The organism is Alkalicoccus saliphilus (assembly GCF_003044065.1).
Classification (GTDB): domain Bacteria; phylum Bacillota; class Bacilli; order Bacillales; family Salisediminibacteriaceae; genus Alkalicoccus; species Alkalicoccus saliphilus.
In genome coordinates, this window is record NZ_PZJJ01000046.1 from 1 (window position 1) to 18359 (window position 18359).

Below are 18359 nucleotides of genomic sequence, written 5' to 3' on the forward strand. Positions count from 1 at the left end.
ATTATACAGGGAGGTTTCTTATTAACCAGATGAGGTGGTGGCTCCCTTTCCGCATCAGGTGGCTCTATGTTCCGCAAATGCTGGCTCAAAACTCCGCACAAGTGGCTCAATCTGGTCGCAATATTCACCTGCAGGCAGAGTGTTTCGGCATTTGTTTTTCTGCACAATTAATTAACTTTTCACTTGTGTCCTTTCATCCTGTGATTTTCGAAGTTCCCATATGAAGGATTCGCCTTCTAATTCAACGTCTTTGTATGTGATTACTTCTCCTTTTGGGATACTGCGTTTTAACTTTACTTGTTTATTAACAAGTCCGATAGGCAGAGCCTGTAATTCTTCTGCTTCTTTATATTCGTAAATTTTTCCATAGACAGTATATCCGCCTATCCCGTCTAAATAGTTTCCTTCTTCTAAATCCTCTTTAGCTACAGCTACAGTTTCTGCAATCAGCCCCTTATATGGAGCAATAGTAGGCTCCTGATCGAAATAAGCTTTCGCTACAGAAAGTGGGGTTTCAAGGCTGGTGAGGTGATAAGGGCGGTACAGAACGTAGTGGGGCCCGTCTCCCATGCTTAAATATTTCATTTCTTCATGAACTTCTTGTTTATTGGAGGTGATAATAGCAAATACTCCCGGAGCCACCCCGTTAATATAATCTACGATTTTATGCTTTTCTATTTTCCCGCCATTTTCTTTTGTCTGAAAAATAGAAGGGAGCTCTTTGACACTGCCTGAGTAGCCATGCATACCGGGTTTATCTGGAATAAATCCGGTAGCATTGGCGACACAGTTCATTTCAACCATCGTCTTTGTCCCATCCTGAAAGGAAGCAATCATTTTAGGGCTGGCACCTTTTCTTTTTGCTTCTTCTTCTGTCACAGTTGGATTGGACGCGATATTAAGCGGATTGTTTTTTCCTTTTCCGAGCGCCACAATATCAAAGCCGAGGGCTTCAGCGAAGTCATGCAGTTCCATGACAGCTCCGGGTTCATCCCCGGCAGAGCCGGTGTAAACGACTCCTTTTTTCGCTGCTTCTTCATATAAATAGTGCCCTACTGTTACATCTGCTTCTACATTCAGCATTACGATATGTTTGTTGTTTTGAATGGAATTCCAGGCAATTTCAGCTCCAATGTCCGGCACCCCTGTCGCGTCAACAACTACGTCCACCTGTTTGCATTCGTACACAAGGTTTGCCTGTGCAGCCGCCGCATATTTTCCTTTGGCAAGCTGTTCTTCTGCTTCTTCTTTGCTCTTCACTTCAACCACTTGATCTTTCGGCACGTTAGCTGCTTCGTATCCGTGCAGCACGTTATCCAGCTGAATATCAGCGGTTATAACGACCTTCATGCCTTTCATTCCTTCTATTTGAGAGATCATTCCACGGCCCATCTGTCCGGCCCCGATGAGTCCTACAGAAATAACTTTTCCCTCTTTTTCCAATTGTTCCAGTTTGCGATTCATTCCTAGCATAATAGTGTCACCTTCTACTCTCTAATAATTTTTATTTCCTGTGCTGCTTCCAGTGCAGGGATCGTTTTAGCTTCGACACAAATAGTTCCGGGAAGGTCTGAGGTGGACTGACCGTTAAACTGTATTGTGGCATGTCCCATTTCCTCGAGCGTTTCGTTGGCTTTAGAACCGACAAATAAGATTTCGAATTTTTCTTCGTTGAGCACTAAATAATCTCCGCTTTCTACTTTGTTCTGTAAATTTTTATTGTTATGCACAACCGCAATTTCTTTTAATTCCTGGGGAACATCTTCATGGAATAAAATCAGCATATTTTCTTCTTTCATCATGTCACACTCGCCACCAAGTTCTGTAATTGTAGAATAAAGTTTTGTCATCATTTTCATTCCTCACTTTATTTAGTTGGTTGTATGTTAATAAATAAGAAAGCTGAACAAGAAAGCGATCACTACAGCTATCGGCCCGGTAATAACCCGGGAAAACAGCACGGCCGGCACCCCGACTTCGATTGTTTCCGGTTCTGCTTCACCAAGCGTCAAACCTACGGGAACAAAATCAGCACCTACCTGCGGGTTAATGGCAAATAAAGCAGGCAAGGCCATTTCAGGCGGGATATTACCTCTGCCGATCTCCACCCCGATTAAGACCCCAACGACCTGGGCTATGACAGCCCCCGGACCGAGTAATGGTGAAAGGATAGGCAGGGAAATAATCATGGAAAGAATGAGCAGTCCAAATATGTTGCCTGCCAGCGGTGTTACAGCTTCGGCAATAATGTCGCCGATCCCTGTATACAAAATGACCCCGATCAGCATCGAAACAAACGCCATAAATGGAAGAATGTTTTTTATGACCTGCTGGATGGTTTCCCGTCCGGCTTGATAAAAAACGCTTACGATGTTGCCCATAAATCTTCCGAAGCGTTCTATGAAGCCTTTTTTCTTATTGCTGCCGTAGGTTTCTGCAGCTTTCTTTTTAGCTTCTTCTTTTACATCGGTTGCTGTTTTTTCTTTTGCTTGTTCTTGAATCGATGGTCCTTCTTCTGTTGAAGCGATGTCTTTTTCTCGTACTCCGGAAACAAAATTGTCTTCTTTAATAAATTGCATCAAAGGACCAGCCGGGCTGGTTCCATGGAGGTTGACTGTGAGTACGTTGTTTTTAGGGTAAATGCCGCACCTTGCCGTACCTCCACAGTCAATTACAGCACAAGCCATTTTTTCGTAAGGAATACTCGTAGCAAAACCGTCTACGGCTTCAGCACCTGTTTTATCAGCAATATCCTGGGCTACCGGATGGATGCCGCCTCCTGTAATAGAAACGACGTATTTTTTCGTTTCATCCGGGGAGATGATCAATGGACCTCCCCAGCCTCCTGAGCCTTTCGTTATTTTTACAGCACGATAGTCCGCCATTTTATCCCTCCCCTCTCGGGATTAAGTTTCCATTATCATCAAGCATGCCCTGCTTTTTCATCATGCGCACCGTAATTATCTCCGTAACAATTCCTCTTAATAAAATAACTACAACTCCTGTAATGAAATACATAATCGCAAGCGGGCCGAGGGATAACCCCAGCGTAGTCAGCCCGGTGGAAATTCCAATATACACAAATAACTCTGCCGGGTTAGCATGCGGGAACAGTCCGGTAACCGGGTGTACAAATGAAACGGCCGAGTCATAAAAAGCCGGTTTCTGTCTTTCCGGCAGAAAACGCCCGAAAGTATAAGCCATTGGATTCGTAAGGAAAAATACAGCTAAGACGGGAAATATTGTGTAGCGAAGAATGAAATACTTAGTCATCTTTTTAGCAAAAAGCGTAATTCGTTCTTCTCCTACGAATTTGATCACCGCGTTAACAGCTGTTATGAGGACGATAAGCAAAGGAATGATGCCTGTAACGAGATCCATAAACACCTCGCCGCCCTCTTCGAACATTCCAATAAAACCTTCAGCTAACTGAACAAGAAAATCCATGTTTTATCCACCTGCCTTCTGTAAAGTATGGAACCGCTGGTCGTCAATTTTTTGAATAGCCATTTCAACTGCTTCAACTAATTTTGGTTCTTCCACTACTTTGTATACATCATTTAAATGAATCCCCACTACATCATCGAAATTCTCGAATCGGGAAAACACCGTAACACCTGACATTCTTTGAGCATCTACAATGACACCTTCATTATTAGTAACTAAAATCGCAACAACTCCTTTTCCGAACTTTCGTTTATGAATACCGACTCCTAAAAACCCTTCTTCTTTTCTGCTCATTTTTCTTAACGTCTGGTAATAGTTCTTCATTTGGTAATGCGCCATATAAAACTGCAAAACCCAAATACCGGCGAATACTATAAAGAACAATCCCCAATACGCCATAAAAACCACCCCTTTACATATGTTCGTTATGTTTACTAATGTGAATTCTAAAACGCTTTCATGAAGTTGTCAATAAATTTTTGAATATTCTATATTCGTAAAAAACATTTATTCTTATGTATTGACTTATTTTCACGAACCCTATAAGCTTGTTACAAATGTTTTATTAAAGAACATATGTAAAGGAGAGTAATAATATGAGTAATTACACTGTAGAGTCAATGGACCGGGAAAAATTACTGGATCTGTATCATCAAATGTGGTTAATACGTTTTTTTGATGAAAAAGTGGACGAGTTTTTTGCTAAAGGAGAAATTCACGGTACTACTCACCTGGCTGTCGGCCAGGAAGCTTCAGCCGTAGGGTCATGTGCAGTGCTGGAACCAAAGGACAAAATTACCAGTACCCACCGGGGACATGGACACTGTATTGCTAAAGGTGCAGATGTGAATTTAATGATGGCGGAGCTTTTTGGGCGGGAAACCGGATACTGTAAAGGAAAAGGCGGGTCCATGCACATTGCCGATCTGGAACAAGGAAACCTTGGTGCCAATGGTATTGTTGGCGGGGGATTTGCCATTGCAGCAGGTGCAGCTCTCACTTCTTCTATGAAAAATGAAGGCTATGTGGTGCTTTGTTTCTTTGGAGATGGGGCTTCCAATGAAGGGAGTTTTCATGAAGCATTAAATCTTGCTTCTATTTGGGATCTTCCCGTCGTTTTCATCTGCGAAAATAACCAGTATGGAATGTCGGGTCCCGTAAAAGAAATGACTAATATTGAACACATAGCTGTACGGGCAGACAGTTACGGTATACCGGGAAGTGTAGCAGACGGCAATGATGTATTCGAAGTCATGGATAAAGTGGATGAAGCAGTTCGCTATGCCAGAGAAGGAAATGGTCCGAGTTTGATCGAGTGTAAAACCTACCGCTGGAAAGGTCATTCGAAAAGTGATGCGAAGAAATATAGAACTCGTGAAGAAGAAAAAGAATGGCGGGAAAATGATCCTATTAAAAGAATGAGAGAACAAATGATTCAAAGCAGTATCTGTACAGAAGAAGAACTGAAATCTATTAAAGAGAGAGCTAAAAAAGCCGTGGAAGATTCCGTGACCTTTTCGAAAGAAAGTCCGGAACCTTCGCTTTCCACACTACTTGAAGACGTTTACGCCGACTAATTGGTTAAAGGAGGAAACAACATGCGGGAAATTACATTTGTGGAAGCTGTAAGAGAAGCCTTAAGTCAGGAAATGAGACAAAATGAAGACGTTTTTATGCTTGGGGAGGATATAGGTGTTTATGGAGGAGCCTTCGGTGTTTCCAGAGGAATGATTGAGGAATTCGGGAAAGAGCGTATCAGGAATACCCCTATTTCTGAGGCTGCAATTTCAGGTGCAGCTGTTGGTGCTGCTTTAACCGGAATGCGGCCTATTGTAGAACTCCAGTTTTCTGATTTTATTACTATTGCCATGGATAATCTGGTGAACCAGGCAGCTAAAATCCGCTATATGTATGGAGGAAAAGGATCTGTCCCAATGGTTTTAAGAACGCCGGCCGGTTCAGGAACTGGAGCTGCGGCCCAGCATTCCCAGAGTCTCGAAGCCTGGGTGGCCCATGTACCCGGATTAAAAGTGGTCCAGCCTTCTACAGCAAGTGATGCTAAAGGTCTTCTTAAAGCTGCGATCGATGACAACAATCCAGTCATTTTTTACGAACATAAGCTCCTCTATAAAACCTCAGAGCACGTTCCGGAAGAACAATACAGTATTCCTCTAGGTCAGGCTGATGTAAAAAGAAGTGGCAAAGACGTAAGTATTATCGCCACGGGCATTATGGTACACCGGGCATTGGAAGCTGCGGAAGAATTGGAAAAAGAGGGTGTTGAGGTGGAAGTCGTCGATCCGAGAACCCTCGTGCCGTTGGACACAGAGACGATTATAAACTCTGTGAAAAAAACCGGGCGGGTGATTATTGCTCATGAGGCAGTAAAACGAGGAGGGTTTGGAGGAGAAATTGCTTCTACTATTGTAGAGAGCGAAGCTTTCGATTTTCTGGATGCACCGATTAAACGGTTCGGAGCAGCTTCTGTGCCTATCCCTTACAATCCAACACTGGAAAAAGCTACGGTTCCCTCAGCTGATGACTTAAGTGCAGCAGCCCGTGAGGTTGTATCTTACGCTAAACAGGAGGTCTAGTATGGCAAAAGAAATATTCATGCCCAAACTTAGTTCTACAATGACAGAGGGGACGCTTCTGGAGTGGTTTAAGGAAGAAGGAGAAGAAGTAGAAACAGGAGATCCGGTTTTTGAAATCATGACAGATAAAATTAATATTGAAGTTGAAGCCTATGAAGACGGTATTCTCTTAAAAAAATATTATAAATCAGATGATATTATCCCGGTTAACCAGGTCGTTGGTTATATCGGGGAGACAGGAGAGAAAGTACCTGACACCCCTCCGCTGATTGACGATTCAGAAGGAGAAGCTGCCGGGGAGGCAGAAGAATCCGATGAGACTCCGAGAACTTCTGCATCAGAAGAAAGCGGTGAGAAAGAAGAGTTGGAAACGTCCGGTTCCCCGGATAAAGTACGAGCCACCCCGGCAGCCAGAGCAGCAGCAAGAGAAAAAGAAATAGACATTACTACGATAAAAGGAAGCGGCCCTAAAGGAAGAATTCATGCAGCGGATGTAACGGCCGTGCCTCAGACGGCTGCTACCCCACTGGCGAAAAGAATCGCTGACGATCATGACGTTAATCTTCAGGAAGTAAAGGGCTCCGGCGTCCACCAAAAAATTAACAAGCAGGATGTGCTGAATGTTGTTTCTTCCTCCACAGAAGAAGCACAAACCACCGAAAAACTAAAAGGAGTTCGCAAAATCACCGCAGAACGGATGAGCGAAAGTGCTTCTGCGATTCCTCATGTCACGATGAATTTCTCGGTTAATATGACAAAAATAGCAGATATGAAAAAGACTCTGGGGCCAACAATAGAAGAAAAAACCGGCAGGAGACTTTCCTTTAACGACCTGTTTATTTTCATAACAGCCAAGGCGTTAAAACGTCATCCGGAATTAAATGTTACTTTCGATGGTGAAACGATCACTTACCATGAGGCCGTACACATGGGAACGGCGGTAGCTATTGATGAGAAGCTGTTTGTCCCGGTACTTCCAAACGCTGAAGCTTCTTCTCTCACGGAAGTAAAGAACAACAGTGCCACCTTAATTGAAAAATCCCGCAGTCAGTCTCTGGCAGTCGAAGAAATGCAAGGAGGTACATTTACGATCAGCAACCTGGGAATGTATGCGATTGACTCTTTCAACCCTATTATTAACCAGCCTCAGGGAGCAATTCTCGGCATAAGCGCCATAGAAGACAAGCCAGTAGTGGTAAATGGGGAGATAACTGTGCAGCCTGTGACAACGTGCAGTCTCTCATTTGACCATAGAATCATCAATGGTGCGCCCGCAGCAGCTTTCTGTACTACATTAAAGCAGCTCATCGAAGAACCATATGAGCTATTTGTTTGAGGAGGGGTTTGATGTACGATCTAGCGGTTATTGGTGGAGGTCCTGGAGGGTATGTTGCTGCTATCCGTGCAGCAAAAAAAGGGTTAAAAACCATCATTATTGAAAAAGACTTTCTGGGCGGGACTTGTTTAAACACCGGATGCATCCCTTCCAAAGCGCTGCTGCGGCACGCAGAAATTATAGAAGACTTCAAGCAGGCTGAGGCTTGGGGGATAGAAGCTGACAACCTTCGTTTTGACTGGAGAAAAATGTTTGAGCGACAGCAGACAGTAGTAAAACAGCTCCGGCAGGGTGTCGCTTCTCTTATGAAAAAGAACAAAATAGAAGTGCACGAAGGTGTAGCAGAGCTGAAAAATTACGATAATGGGAAATGGACGGTGGCTTTAAAAGACAGCGACTCGATTCAAGCATCCCATGTGATCCTGGCCACCGGCTCCAAACCCATTATTCCTCCGATCCCGGGAGTAAAAGAGTGTGATCCGTACACTACTGAAACTATTTTTTCCATGGAGAATCTTCCAGACTCCATGCTGATTGTCGGTGGGGGAATCATAGGCGTCGAATTGGCTACAGCTTTCGCCTCAGTCAACGTGAAAGTCAGTATAGTAGAAATGGCAGACCGCCTTGTTCCAACAGAAGATTATGAAGCGTCGGACTTATTGAGGAAGAAGCTTGAGCAGTTGAATGTGCAAATTTTTACTGGTACTTCCGTCGAGTCTTTTCAGAGTGATAATACTTCAACAACTAAAAGTTTTTTATCTAATCAAGAAACGATCGAAACGGAATCTGTATTAGTGGCTGCAGGTCGATCACCTAATACAAGTGTTCTTGGAGAGATAAAGACTAAATTAGAAAACCAAGCTATATACACTTCGGACACTTTGGAAACTTCTCTACCGAATGTGTATGCAGTGGGTGATGTGAATGGGAGAGTCCCTCTGGCCCACACGGCAAGTGCAGAAGGCCTGACAGCTATCGAGAATATTCTTGGAGCTTCACCCAAAAAGAAAATGAATTACAAGACTGTGCCGCGTGTTATATATACTCTGCCTGAAATAGCTTCTATAGGGTGGGATGAAAAAGAAGCAGAAGACGCAGGATTTGATGTTAAAACATCTAAAATCAATTTCCATGGAAACGGTCGAGCGTTAACAGCCGGACAAACTGATGGATTTGTTAAACTTATTGCTGATAAAAAATATGGAGAAATATTAGGAATTACGATGGTTGGTTCTCACGTAACCGAAATGATCAGTGAAGGCACAGCATTTATGGAACTGGAAGGGACGGTTTATGAGCTGGCCGATACGGTTCACCCCCACCCGACCTTATCGGAAACAATGATGGAAGCTGCTAATTCATGGTTAGATTTAGGTGTTCATGAGTGATAATATCCAACCGCTATTATTTATTGTATGATAGGAACTAGAAGGGGGGATGTACATGGGCGGTGCTTTAGATGATCGGAGAATAATGGTAAAAGTAGCTAAATTGTATTATATGGAAGGAATGACCCAGGCTCAAATTGCTAAAGTTATCGGCGTCTCCCGACCTATTATCTCCAAACTGCTTACCCAGGCCCGGGAAAAAAACGTAGTAGAAATATATATAAAAGATGAAAGTGCTCACACGGTCGATCTTGAAATTCAAATTGAAAAAGAATATGGCATCGGACAGGTCATTGTGGTCCCAAGGTCTGATCATACCCCGGAAACCGTTCGTAAAATACAGGGGAAAGCTGCTGCCTCCTATCTCTCTAAAAAAATGGACAGCTTAAAATATATTGGTATTAGCTGGGGAAAGGCTCTTTATCATTTCGTCGATGAATATCCTTTCGAAAAAACTGAACAGGTCCATATCGTACCTCTAATCGGAGGAATGGGAAGAAGCTTTTTAGATTATCATTCGAATATTCTGTCATTAAAATTAGCACAAAAACTCCAAACGACGTGCAGTTATTTGTACGCGCCTGCAATGGTGGAAAGTTCGGATCTGAAAGAACGTCTGTTATCATCTCCCGATATTGCCGGCGTACTTGAAGAAGGACGCAAGGTCGATATAGCAATTGTAGGCTTAGGTAATCCCACTCAAAATTCGACTATGGAAGAGATTGGATACCTCTCTGCAGAAGATGTAGCTTCCTTAAAAGAAGCTCAGGCCATAGGAGATATAAACTCGCAGTTTTATGATATAGAAGGGTGTACACTTAAACACCCGTTGAATGAGCATGTAATTGGACTTACTTTAACAGATCTTAAAAGTATCCCAGAAACCATTGTGATTGCCGAAGGGAGAAATAAAGTTGTCAGCATGCATGCTGGTCTTTTAAGCGGTTGTATAAACACATTAATTACAGATGATGATACAGCTTCTTGTTTAATGAAGTATGCAAAAGAAGGGATAGCGCCCAGCTAAGCTTTTCAAAGGGGTGGATAGTATGTTAATGAAGAAGATCGAAGCAGACTTGTACTGTATTCATTGTTGTGAAGAAGTACCACATGAAGTGACGTACATCAGAGATCAGATATCACACATTGAATGTTTGGAATGCGGGAAAACGCTTGAGTTTAACCATGACATTTTCAAAGAATACAAAAAGCATGTGTACAAATCTTTTATTGATAAACCGAAACAATTTACAGAAGAATCGAGAAAAGACCTTTCAAAATTTTTATTTGATCTGCCGGTACGTATTATCACAAAACCGTATCGATTTGCGAAAGAAGTCAGAGAAGATGTGCAGGATGTCTACGAATATAAAAAAAGGAAAGATAAAGATAAAAACAAAGATCAACATGACTGATAGTTCGTCAATTGCCTACCCTCGTGGCTGGCACGAGGGATAGATCCAGAAGCAAATGTATTTTCCCTTATAAAAAATGCTCTTCAATTAATCACTCAGCTTCATCTAAATCCTCCTTTTCTCAGTTAAAAACTTTTTAGTAGTCCTGTTTCCAGGGCTGCTTTTTATTTGCCTTACTGTTTTAATAAAAAGGGCACGAAAGCTGATCAGCCGGAAGCTTGGTTTTAAATGCTGTATTGCTTCCGCTTTCTAAGATTTCAGCACCTGCCTTATCTGCCGCACTTCATCTTCCGCCAGGCGTGTGGAAGCTTTCATCTCTTCGTGAACTTTATCGAGAACCGCAGAAGGATCAGAAGAGGATACATACCCCGGTTGGTCGTTTTCTTCCCCGCCAAGTTGAAAGTTTCTTAAGTTAACCCCGAGAATTGGTGCGTGAGTCTGCGGACGGATAGAAAAGATCCAGGGCAGTTCGGGTGTTTCTTCTTTACCGGAAGCAGCAGAGCCCGCAAGGAGAAGACGAAGCATTTCCCGCTCGAGTTCTCCTTCCTCCTCTTTTACATCTGCGCTTAAACATAAATAGTACCTGTTCCCGGATTTTAAAAAGAAAAAGTACAGCTGCTGCTTCTTTTCATACCACCAGCCTTGGTGGGATAGAAACGACGATCCGGAAGGGATTCTGTCGGCTGGAATCTGCTTGTCTGCCTGTAAAAGAAGCTGCTCCATGCCTTCCTGGAATAAAAGTTCCTTACTTTCTATGGTCAGGGGCTCCTGTTTTATGGAATGAAGAGAAGCAATAACGTGGCAGTAGTTTTTCGTTGCAAACGCCTCGTTGAACGCTTCCAGAAGCTCCTCGAAATTTTCCTTATTTTCTTCTGTCCGGTCATTGATCCATTTCAGGCGCTGGGCACCCGCACGGTCGAGAAACTGGATCCTTTCCCTGTACGTCAGTTCTTCAAATTCAATGCCGGTAGTCGCTATTTTCCGGATTTTCCGGTTTTCGACGATGAGGATGACGAAAAGCAAGGTGGCAATAGCCAGAATCAGAAGACCGGCTACTGCTTCCATCGTCAACTGAAACGCCCCGGTTAAAAAATAAACAGTAATAAGGACAAACATCAGCCCGTAAATCACGAGCCGGAATCTGCGTATAAACTGATCGAGCTGGCTTAAGGAGGTCACCTTTTTTCTTAATCCGTGTTTAAACCCTGCGAGAAGCATCAGTATAATTAAGTAGCTCCCGAATAAAATTTCCGCCATGACGTTCCCTCCCGGTTTCAATCTTTTATTTTCATTATACGGGAGATGAGCCTGAAAAAATAAGCCATCCCAGTTACTTCGTTTAATCGAAGGCTGGAGATGGCTTTTTGTATGTGATTACTAAATTCTTTAAGTGTCTTTGGGGGTGGTTATTTCTCCATCATTGATTCAAGACACGATGCGACTTTACTGCCGGCTTCGGCGGTTGTGGCTGTACCACCCATATCCGGTGTGAGAACATCTCCATCAGTGAGTGTTTTTTCAATTGCCTGCAGTACTTTCTTTCCCCATGCTTCCTCGCCGAAGAAATCGAGCATCTGACTGACCGACCAGATGGCGGCCAGCGGATTTGCTTTCTGTCCGCCGGCGATGTCCGGGGCGGAGCCGTGAATCGGTTCAAACATCGACGGATACTCTTTTGTCGGGTTGACGTTCGCTCCAGCTGCAAGGCCGAGCCCGCCGGTGAGCCCCGCGCCGAGATCCGTTAAAATGTCGCCGAACAAATTGGATGTGACGACGACTTCAAAGCGGGCGGGGTCTGTTACGAAAAACATGCTCGCCGCATCCACTAAGTACGAATACGTCGTAATTCCCGGATAGTCCCGGCTTACTTCCTCAAACACTTCGTCCCAGAACACCATTGAGTAGTTCAGAGCGTTTCCTTTACTAATGCTCGTTACGGACTTGCCTGCTGCTCTTGCTTCTTCAAACGCATAGCGGATGATCCGTTCGGTTCCTTTCCGGGAGAAGACGCCGGTCTGAAGCGCGACTTCCTCCTTCGTTCCCTGAAACAGCCGGTCGCCCGCTCCGGCATATTCCCCTTCGCTATTTTCCCGGATAACGAGCATATCAATATCTGCGTACTCCGAGCGCAGTGGCGACGTCACGCCGTCCAGAAGTGTGATCGGGCGGATATTCACGTACTGATCAAACGACTTTCTAATTCTTAATAGCAGGTCCCAGAGCGAAATATGATCCGGAACGCCGGGATAGCCGACCGCGCCAAGATAAATAGCGTCGAACGGTTTCAGCTGCTCAATTCCGTCGTCGTCCATCATTTTGCCGTGGCGGCTGTAAAATTCGCATCCCCATGGGAATTCTTTGGACTGAAAACGAAGAGAAGGATCCAGCTTCTCGATCGTCTGCAAAATCTTAAATCCTTCTGCGGTTACTTCCGGTCCGATCCCGTCCCCGGGAATGCTTGCGATATTGAATGTTTTGGTCATTATATTCACGCTCCATTCGATTGATTTAATTAAGACGAAAAATTAAAAAATTTCAAAATCGATACTTTTAGAAATGCTTTCTGCGGCTTCCAGAAGAAGCGGCAGAAACTCTTTTTCTACTTTCTCTCTGCTTGAACGTCCGGAGTGGGTAGAACAGTTTACTGCAGCAACTACTTCTCCTCGTACATCCCGTACCGGTGCAGCTATGGACATCAATCCGATCTCCAGCTGGTCCCTGCTGAAAGCCCACCCATTTTGCCGGATGTTCTTTAACTCTTCCCGGATTTTCTCTTCCTCAATAATCGTTTTATCGGTAAAAGGCTTGAGCTCCGCTTTTTGAAAGTACCGGTCAATCTGCTCATTAGTGGAATAAGCTAACAATACTTTTCCCATCGATGTAGCATAGGCAGGAAGCCGCGTGCCGATAGCCAGGGAGTGACTCATGATTTTGTTCACCGGTACCCGGGCAACGTAAACAACTTCCGTATCATCCAGCTTACACAAGGAGCTTGATTCCTGTATCTTTTCTGAAAGAGCTTCTAAGGAAGGGGTGGCGGTCTCCCATATGTTCAAAGAAAACAAGTAGCTGTAACCGAGAGAAAGCATCCGCGGGGTTAGAGAAAATTTACCGTCTCTGGAAGTGGCATATCCAAGTTTCTGCAGAGTTAAAAGTACCCGCCTTGTAACGGGACGTGATAAACCGCAAATTTTAGCGGATTCACTGATCGTGAGATGGGGGGCATGCTGAAAGGATTTGATTACGTTTATTCCGCGTTCCAGCGTTTTTAAATAATCACTTTCTTTCATTCCAAACTCTTCATCGAACGGAGTGGATTTTTCTGTTTCATGTGAATTTTCTAAATTTTCGTTTGACAAATTAATCACCTCTTGTATAATTAAAAACAGATTGTACGCATACCGTTTACTTGTACTATTATCGTACAAAAAATACGGAGAGAAAGCAACTATTTTTTTGAATTAAAATGTATGCGCTTTCTTATAAAGTACATGATCAAAAATTTAAGTTTTTTACTATAGGAAGGGAGGATTACTATGGATAAGGTTATTTCGCCGAAGGAAGCGGCAGGAATGGTAAACGATGGAGATACGCTGCTTGTCGGCGGGTTTGGACTTTCAGGATCACCTCTTTCATTGATTGACGAAATCGTGGAAGCAGATGTTAAAAATCTTACGGTAGTCAGCAACAATTTAGGAGAGGAGGGCCGGGGACTGGGAAGGCTCCTGAAAAAAAAGCAGCTCAAAAAAGCGATCGGCTCTTTTTTTACGACAAACCGTGAAGCAGTCAGGGCCTGGGCGGATAAAGAGCTGGAAATTGAACTCATTCCTCAAGGGACACTGGCAGAATCTCTAAGGGCCGGAGGCGCAGGTATCCCGGCATACTATACAAGAACTGCTGTAGGAACAGATCTGGCGGAAGGGAAAGAAGAAAGGTCATTTGAAGGAGAAAAATACATTCTCGAAAAAGCCATTAAAGGCGAGGTTTCATTAGTAAAAGCGGTAAAAGCCGATAAGCTGGGCAATCTTTATTACCATAAAACAGCGATGAACTTTAATCCGGAAGTTGCTACCGCCGGAAATATAGTGATCGCAGAAGTGGATGAAATAGTAGAACCGGGAGAAATTTCGCCGGGAGATATTCACACCCCTCATTTATATGTAGATTATCTCGTGGTAAACGACCGCTATGTGAAGGAGGGAGGACGTTATGTCGAAAAAAATGCTTAAAGAAGAGCGCGTTCAAATAGCGAAACGTGTGGCGGAAGAATTTGAAACAGGAGACATTATTAATTTAGGTGTTGGTATTCCCACGATGATACCGGATTTTTTAGGAGGTAAGGAAGTTTACCTTCATTCTGAAAACGGTCTGTTAGGTATCGGTCCTACCCCGCCGGAAGAAGAAATTGACATGGATCTTATCAGCGCAAGCAAGCAGCCGATCACGATGAGTCCGGGAGCTTCATTATTCAGCAGTTCCGATTCATTCGCGATGATCCGCGGCAGTCATGTGGATGCCGCCGTACTTGGAGCGCTGCAGGTAGACGAAACCGGACGCCTTGCCAACTGGGCGGTACCGGGAAAAAGTATTCTGGGCGTAGGAGGTGCCATGGATTTAGTTGCAGGAGCGAAAAAGATTATCTTGTCGCTGACCCATCAGTCAAAAGATGGTACACCGAAATTAGTTGCTGAATTAACATATCCTAACAGCGGATTGAGAAAAGCTGACATGGTTGTGACAGAAAAGGGGGTTTTTCGTTTCATTGATGAAACCATGTATCTTGTGGAAATTGATGAAAACATAACGGTGGAGGAACTTCGTAAAATTACAGATGCGCACTTTGAAGTTTCTTCAGATTTAAAAACGATGAATCAATAACCCTAAATAAATATAAAAGGAGAATTTAAATGAATAAATACTTTGTATTATCTTCAGTTGTTTTGTCGGGAATGCTGATGGCTGCTTGTGTCGATGATGGAGGAAATGGAGGAGGAGCAGAAGGAACCAATAACAATGAGAATAATTCGGCAGACGAAGCTGCTGGAGGAGATAACGAAGATAATGCGGCAGAAGAAGTCGATCTGGAAGTGGAGGAAGCTTCCGGGGAAGCTCCGGCGGACTTCAGCTTTGGCTCAGCCACCGTAGGCGGACTGTGGTATACACTGTCTGGAGCTATGGGGGAAGGTATTAACGATATGTATCCTGACTCTTCTGTAACCGTAGTGGAAGGCGGATCTATTTCCAATCTGCAGGGACTTGGGGAAGGCATTTATTCCATTGGATTCAGTAACGGACAGAACGTGCCGGAAGCTGTTGACGGAGAGGCGGAATTTGATGAGCCTATTGAGAACCTGGGTACCCTTGCGACGATGTATCCGAATGCGATGCATATTATGGTGCCGGAAGATTCTGATATTGAAACAGTAGAAGATCTAGCAGGGAAAAGAGTCAGCCCGGGTATCAGGGGGTACAGCGGGGAAATCGCTTTTGAAGAAATCTTAGACATTGTAGACATGGATGTTGATGATTTGGAGCATATTGAATACACCGGTACAGCAGAAGCAGCTGATCTTATGCGGGATGGACATTTGGACGCATTTGTGGGGATGCTTGCTGCTCCGGTAGGTACTGTTCAGGAATTGGATACGACCATGGGAATCCGCCTCATTCCCCTCGAGGATGAACTCGTTACCGAAATGCACAGTCGTAATCCCGGTTATATTGAGCACACCATTGAAGCAGATATTTATGATGGAGTAGACGAAGATATTAATACAGTTGCAGGCTATACAGTCCTGCTCGCTAATACAGAGCTGATCGATGAAGACGTCGCTTATGAGTTAACAAAAATGGTCGTGGAGAATGCAGACCAGTGGGAAATGCTATCGGCTTCTATGGCAGAATTCGATGCGGAATATTCGGTGGAAAACAATGTAGGACCGCTACATCCCGGTGCGGAAAGGTACTACGAAGAAGTAGGAGCGCTTGACTAAATTATATCAACAATAAAAAGGACCGAAAATTTGGAGGTAGAGAGCTCAAGCTCCCTATCTCTCGTTTTTCAAGGAGGTGGGGAGTTTGACTGCTAATAAGGAAGAGTCAGGTAAGGAAGAGGTCAAGTTTACGGAGGAAGAGGCCAGCCAGGAAGAATTAATGCCTTCGAAAAGAAGGAATTTAAGAGGAATTGTTAATACAGCAGTTATTTTGATTGCTGTGTCCATGTCTCTCTTCCATGTATATACTGCTTTATTTGGTGTCTTTGAATCAATTTTGCAGCGCTCTGCTCACTTAACGTTTGCTTTATTGCTCACATTTGCTCTTTATCGCCCTTCTATGAAAAAAGAGCAGAGGACGATACCGTGGTACGATTATTTGTTAATCAGTCTCGTTATTTTAACCTACACGTACTACATTTTTAATGCTCCAGATATTTCCTCCCGCATGTCTTACGTAGAGTCGTTAACCGGATGGGAAGTATTTGTAGGAATTGTCAGCCTGTTTCTCCTGCTGGAAGCTACGAGAAGAGTAGTGGGAATGGCATTAATGATTATCGTGGCCGTTTTTCTTGCTTACGGAGTGTGGGGGCATTTGTTTACCGGGTTACTTTCCCATAGGGAGTTCACTATTATGTGGATTATCGACCACCTGTTCTACACTACTTCCGGTGTTTACAGTACACCTCTCGGAGTATCCGCCACCTTTATTTTTATGTTTATCCTTTTTGGTAAGTTTTTGGAAGTGTCGGGTGCCGGTCAGTTCTTTATTAATCTGGCAGTTTCCATGATGGGGAAATACCGGGGCGGACCGGCGAAAACAGCCATCGTGGGAAGTTCCATTTTAGGGACAATTTCAGGAAGTGCAGTGGCCAACACGGTAACGACAGGTTCCTTTACGATTCCATTAATGAAGAAAACAGGATACAAAAAGTCATTTGCCGGCGCTGTGGAGGCCGTTTCCTCGACAGGCGGACAGATTGTCCCTCCGATTATGGGGGCTGCAGCGTTTATCATTGCTTCCTATCTCGGTGTGCCGTATATAGATGTCGTACTGGCAGCCATCATCCCAGCTTTGCTTTACTACTTATGTTTGTATTTTCAAGTGGATTTAAGAGCGAAGCGGGACGGTCTGCATGGCCTTCCAAAAGAGCAGATACCAAACGTATGGAAAGTGTTAAAACACGGAGTATTGTTTTTTATTCCGCTCGTCATCATCGTTTATATGCTCGTTTCAGGATATTCGCCGATGCGCGCAGGTTTGTTTGCGATTGTAGCAGTCGTTATCGTGGCGATGGTGAAAGCTTCAACGAGACTATCTTTTAAACAAATTGTGAAAGCGCTTGAACTTGGAGCCCGTGCGTCGTTGGAAACAGCGATTGCCTGTGCGGCAGCCGGGGTCATTATCGGAATTATCAGCCTCACAGGTATTGGATTGACATTCAGCGGATTGATTATTGATCTGGCTGGTGGAAGTTTATTAATTACCTTGATTTTTACGATGATTACTTCGATCGTCCTAGGAATGGGTCTGCCGACCGTCGCAGCTTATATTGTGCAGGTGCCGCTTACGATTCCAGCACTGATTGAGCTCGGCGTATCACCGATGGCAGCGCATCTGTTTATTTTCTATTTTGCGATTATCTCAGCCATTACGCCTCCGGTAGCATTAGCTGCGTTCGCTGCAGCAGGGATTGCCGGGTCCGAACCGATGAGAACAGGAATAACTGCTTTAAAACTTGGAATTGCAGCATTTATTGTACCTTACATGTTTGTGTACGGGCCTTCGCTCCTGTTAATAGGGGATTACAGTGCCATCGCGGTTAACGCATTCACAGCAGTCATCGGCATTATGGGCGTTGCAGCTGCCGTCGAAGGCTGGGTTTTCCGGCATGCGTTCTGGTACGAACGTATACTGTTACTTTCCGGGTCAATCATGCTCGTTCAGCCGGGAATTCTATTTGATGGTATTGGGGTCGTGTTGCTGCTCTTAGCGGTCATTCTTCAAAAAATAACGTATAAGGGATATGTGTACAAACCGAAAGAAGCCGAGTCAGTTTAAAAGACCTGCGGTAGTATGTCAATGAAAAAATAAGATGATATTTGTTTATCAAAGGACATATTCAAGAAAAAAGCCCGTAGGAAAGAACCCTAGCATTTTTGGTAAAAACTAGGAGTTCGAAAGG

The 18359-nt window shown here is 44.0% G+C and carries 18 protein-coding genes; 10 read left to right on the forward strand and 8 right to left on the reverse strand.

Annotated features, from left to right (window positions below; genetic code table 11):
* Nucleotides 1–171 precede the first annotated feature (171 nt).
* Genes C6Y45_RS16050 through C6Y45_RS16070 form a run of 5 tightly spaced genes read right to left on the reverse strand, consistent with a single transcriptional unit; the run spans nucleotide 172 to nucleotide 3846 of the window.
* Nucleotides 172–1473: an NAD(P)H-dependent oxidoreductase gene (locus C6Y45_RS16050; RefSeq protein ID WP_107586236.1), complete on the reverse strand. Its 1302-nt coding sequence runs from the start codon at nucleotides 1471–1473 to the stop codon at nucleotides 172–174.
* A 14-nt stretch (nucleotides 1474–1487) separates the two neighbouring features.
* Nucleotides 1488–1853 (reverse strand): PTS glucitol/sorbitol transporter subunit IIA, encoded by a 366-nt coding sequence (locus C6Y45_RS16055; RefSeq protein WP_245922686.1) that lies wholly within the window; start codon nucleotides 1851–1853, stop codon nucleotides 1488–1490.
* Between the two features lie 33 nt (nucleotides 1854–1886).
* Nucleotides 1887–2885, reverse strand: a complete 999-nt coding sequence (srlE, locus tag C6Y45_RS16060; protein ID WP_107586238.1) for a PTS glucitol/sorbitol transporter subunit IIB — start codon at nucleotides 2883–2885, stop codon at nucleotides 1887–1889.
* Nucleotide 2886: 1 nt separating this feature from the next.
* The gene (gene srlA, locus C6Y45_RS16065; RefSeq protein WP_107586239.1) at nucleotides 2887–3447 is read right to left on the reverse strand and encodes a PTS glucitol/sorbitol transporter subunit IIC; all 561 of its coding nucleotides are present in this window, start codon (nucleotides 3445–3447) and stop codon (nucleotides 2887–2889) included.
* Nucleotides 3448–3450: 3 nt separating this feature from the next.
* The gene (locus tag C6Y45_RS16070; protein ID WP_107586240.1) at nucleotides 3451–3846 is read right to left on the reverse strand and encodes a transcriptional regulator GutM; all 396 of its coding nucleotides are present in this window, start codon (nucleotides 3844–3846) and stop codon (nucleotides 3451–3453) included.
* 197 nt (nucleotides 3847–4043) lie between these two features.
* On the opposite strand from C6Y45_RS16070, the gene C6Y45_RS16075 reads away from it, so the two are divergent.
* The 6 genes from C6Y45_RS16075 to C6Y45_RS16100 are packed head-to-tail and all read left to right on the forward strand — an operon-like array spanning nucleotide 4044 to nucleotide 10180.
* Nucleotides 4044–5024 (forward strand): thiamine pyrophosphate-dependent dehydrogenase E1 component subunit alpha, encoded by a 981-nt coding sequence (locus tag C6Y45_RS16075; RefSeq protein WP_107586241.1) that lies wholly within the window; start codon nucleotides 4044–4046, stop codon nucleotides 5022–5024.
* 21 nt (nucleotides 5025–5045) lie between these two features.
* Nucleotides 5046–6041 (forward strand): alpha-ketoacid dehydrogenase subunit beta, encoded by a 996-nt coding sequence (locus C6Y45_RS16080; RefSeq protein WP_107586242.1) that lies wholly within the window; start codon nucleotides 5046–5048, stop codon nucleotides 6039–6041.
* Nucleotide 6042: 1 nt separating this feature from the next.
* Nucleotides 6043–7377, forward strand: coding sequence for a dihydrolipoamide acetyltransferase family protein (locus C6Y45_RS16085; protein WP_107586243.1), 1335 nt, complete (start codon nucleotides 6043–6045; stop codon nucleotides 7375–7377).
* An 11-nt stretch (nucleotides 7378–7388) separates the two neighbouring features.
* Nucleotides 7389–8765, forward strand: coding sequence for a dihydrolipoyl dehydrogenase (lpdA, locus tag C6Y45_RS16090; RefSeq protein WP_107586244.1), 1377 nt, complete (start codon nucleotides 7389–7391; stop codon nucleotides 8763–8765).
* Nucleotides 8766–8820: 55 nt separating this feature from the next.
* On the forward strand, nucleotides 8821–9792 hold the full coding sequence (locus tag C6Y45_RS16095) for a sugar-binding transcriptional regulator (RefSeq protein WP_107586245.1): 972 nt from the start codon (nucleotides 8821–8823) through the stop codon (nucleotides 9790–9792).
* A 22-nt stretch (nucleotides 9793–9814) separates the two neighbouring features.
* On the forward strand, nucleotides 9815–10180 hold the full coding sequence (locus C6Y45_RS16100; RefSeq protein ID WP_107586246.1) for a bh protein: 366 nt from the start codon (nucleotides 9815–9817) through the stop codon (nucleotides 10178–10180).
* 249 nt (nucleotides 10181–10429) lie between these two features.
* Here the strand turns inward: C6Y45_RS16100 and C6Y45_RS16105 are convergent, their stop codons facing one another.
* The 3 genes from C6Y45_RS16105 to C6Y45_RS16115 all read right to left on the reverse strand — a co-directional run bounded on the left by C6Y45_RS16105 (nucleotide 10430) and on the right by C6Y45_RS16115 (nucleotide 13539).
* Nucleotides 10430–11437, reverse strand: a complete 1008-nt coding sequence (locus C6Y45_RS16105; RefSeq protein WP_107586247.1) for a hypothetical protein — start codon at nucleotides 11435–11437, stop codon at nucleotides 10430–10432.
* Between the two features lie 149 nt (nucleotides 11438–11586).
* Complete coding sequence (locus C6Y45_RS16110; protein ID WP_107586248.1) at nucleotides 11587–12663, reverse strand: tartrate dehydrogenase; 1077 nt, start codon at nucleotides 12661–12663, stop codon at nucleotides 11587–11589.
* A 42-nt stretch (nucleotides 12664–12705) separates the two neighbouring features.
* Nucleotides 12706–13539 (reverse strand): IclR family transcriptional regulator domain-containing protein, encoded by an 834-nt coding sequence (locus C6Y45_RS16115; RefSeq protein WP_218017825.1) that lies wholly within the window; start codon nucleotides 13537–13539, stop codon nucleotides 12706–12708.
* A gap of 177 nt (nucleotides 13540–13716) precedes the next feature.
* Between C6Y45_RS16115 and C6Y45_RS16120 the strand changes: the two genes are divergently transcribed.
* The 4 genes from C6Y45_RS16120 (at nucleotide 13717) to C6Y45_RS16135 (ending at nucleotide 18235) form a co-directional block, all read left to right on the forward strand.
* On the forward strand, nucleotides 13717–14409 hold the full coding sequence (locus tag C6Y45_RS16120) for a CoA transferase subunit A (protein WP_107586249.1): 693 nt from the start codon (nucleotides 13717–13719) through the stop codon (nucleotides 14407–14409).
* A complete protein-coding gene (locus C6Y45_RS16125; protein ID WP_245922688.1) occupies nucleotides 14390–15058 on the forward strand; it encodes a 3-oxoacid CoA-transferase subunit B in 669 nt (222 codons plus the stop codon). The genes C6Y45_RS16120 and C6Y45_RS16125 overlap by 20 nt, the downstream gene beginning before the upstream one ends.
* Nucleotides 15059–15087: 29 nt before the next feature.
* Nucleotides 15088–16173 (forward strand): TAXI family TRAP transporter solute-binding subunit, encoded by a 1086-nt coding sequence (locus C6Y45_RS16130; protein ID WP_245922689.1) that lies wholly within the window; start codon nucleotides 15088–15090, stop codon nucleotides 16171–16173.
* 85 nt (nucleotides 16174–16258) lie between these two features.
* On the forward strand, nucleotides 16259–18235 hold the full coding sequence (locus C6Y45_RS16135) for a TRAP transporter permease (RefSeq protein ID WP_245922690.1): 1977 nt from the start codon (nucleotides 16259–16261) through the stop codon (nucleotides 18233–18235).
* Nucleotides 18236–18359: the final 124 nt, after the last annotated feature.

Coding starts and splice junctions, on each gene's coding strand:
- C6Y45_RS16085 (WP_107586243.1), top strand. CDS start 6,043: ATGGCAAAAGAAATATTCATGCCCAAACTTAGTTCTACAATGACAGAG.
- C6Y45_RS16070 (WP_107586240.1), bottom strand. CDS start 3,846: ATGGCGTATTGGGGATTGTTCTTTATAGTATTCGCCGGTATTTGGGTT.
- C6Y45_RS16095 (WP_107586245.1), top strand. CDS start 8,821: ATGGGCGGTGCTTTAGATGATCGGAGAATAATGGTAAAAGTAGCTAAA.
- C6Y45_RS16100 (WP_107586246.1), top strand. CDS start 9,815: ATGTTAATGAAGAAGATCGAAGCAGACTTGTACTGTATTCATTGTTGT.
- srlA (WP_107586239.1), bottom strand. CDS start 3,447: ATGGATTTTCTTGTTCAGTTAGCTGAAGGTTTTATTGGAATGTTCGAA.
- C6Y45_RS16110 (WP_107586248.1), bottom strand. CDS start 12,663: ATGACCAAAACATTCAATATCGCAAGCATTCCCGGGGACGGGATCGGA.
- srlE (WP_107586238.1), bottom strand. CDS start 2,885: ATGGCGGACTATCGTGCTGTAAAAATAACGAAAGGCTCAGGAGGCTGG.
- C6Y45_RS16125 (WP_245922688.1), top strand. CDS start 14,390: ATGTCGAAAAAAATGCTTAAAGAAGAGCGCGTTCAAATAGCGAAACGT.
- C6Y45_RS16130 (WP_245922689.1), top strand. CDS start 15,088: ATGAATAAATACTTTGTATTATCTTCAGTTGTTTTGTCGGGAATGCTG.
- C6Y45_RS16105 (WP_107586247.1), bottom strand. CDS start 11,437: ATGGCGGAAATTTTATTCGGGAGCTACTTAATTATACTGATGCTTCTC.
- lpdA (WP_107586244.1), top strand. CDS start 7,389: ATGTACGATCTAGCGGTTATTGGTGGAGGTCCTGGAGGGTATGTTGCT.
- C6Y45_RS16050 (WP_107586236.1), bottom strand. CDS start 1,473: ATGCTAGGAATGAATCGCAAACTGGAACAATTGGAAAAAGAGGGAAAA.
- C6Y45_RS16120 (WP_107586249.1), top strand. CDS start 13,717: ATGGATAAGGTTATTTCGCCGAAGGAAGCGGCAGGAATGGTAAACGAT.
- C6Y45_RS16055 (WP_245922686.1), bottom strand. CDS start 1,853: ATGATGACAAAACTTTATTCTACAATTACAGAACTTGGTGGCGAGTGT.
- C6Y45_RS16075 (WP_107586241.1), top strand. CDS start 4,044: ATGAGTAATTACACTGTAGAGTCAATGGACCGGGAAAAATTACTGGAT.
- C6Y45_RS16080 (WP_107586242.1), top strand. CDS start 5,046: ATGCGGGAAATTACATTTGTGGAAGCTGTAAGAGAAGCCTTAAGTCAG.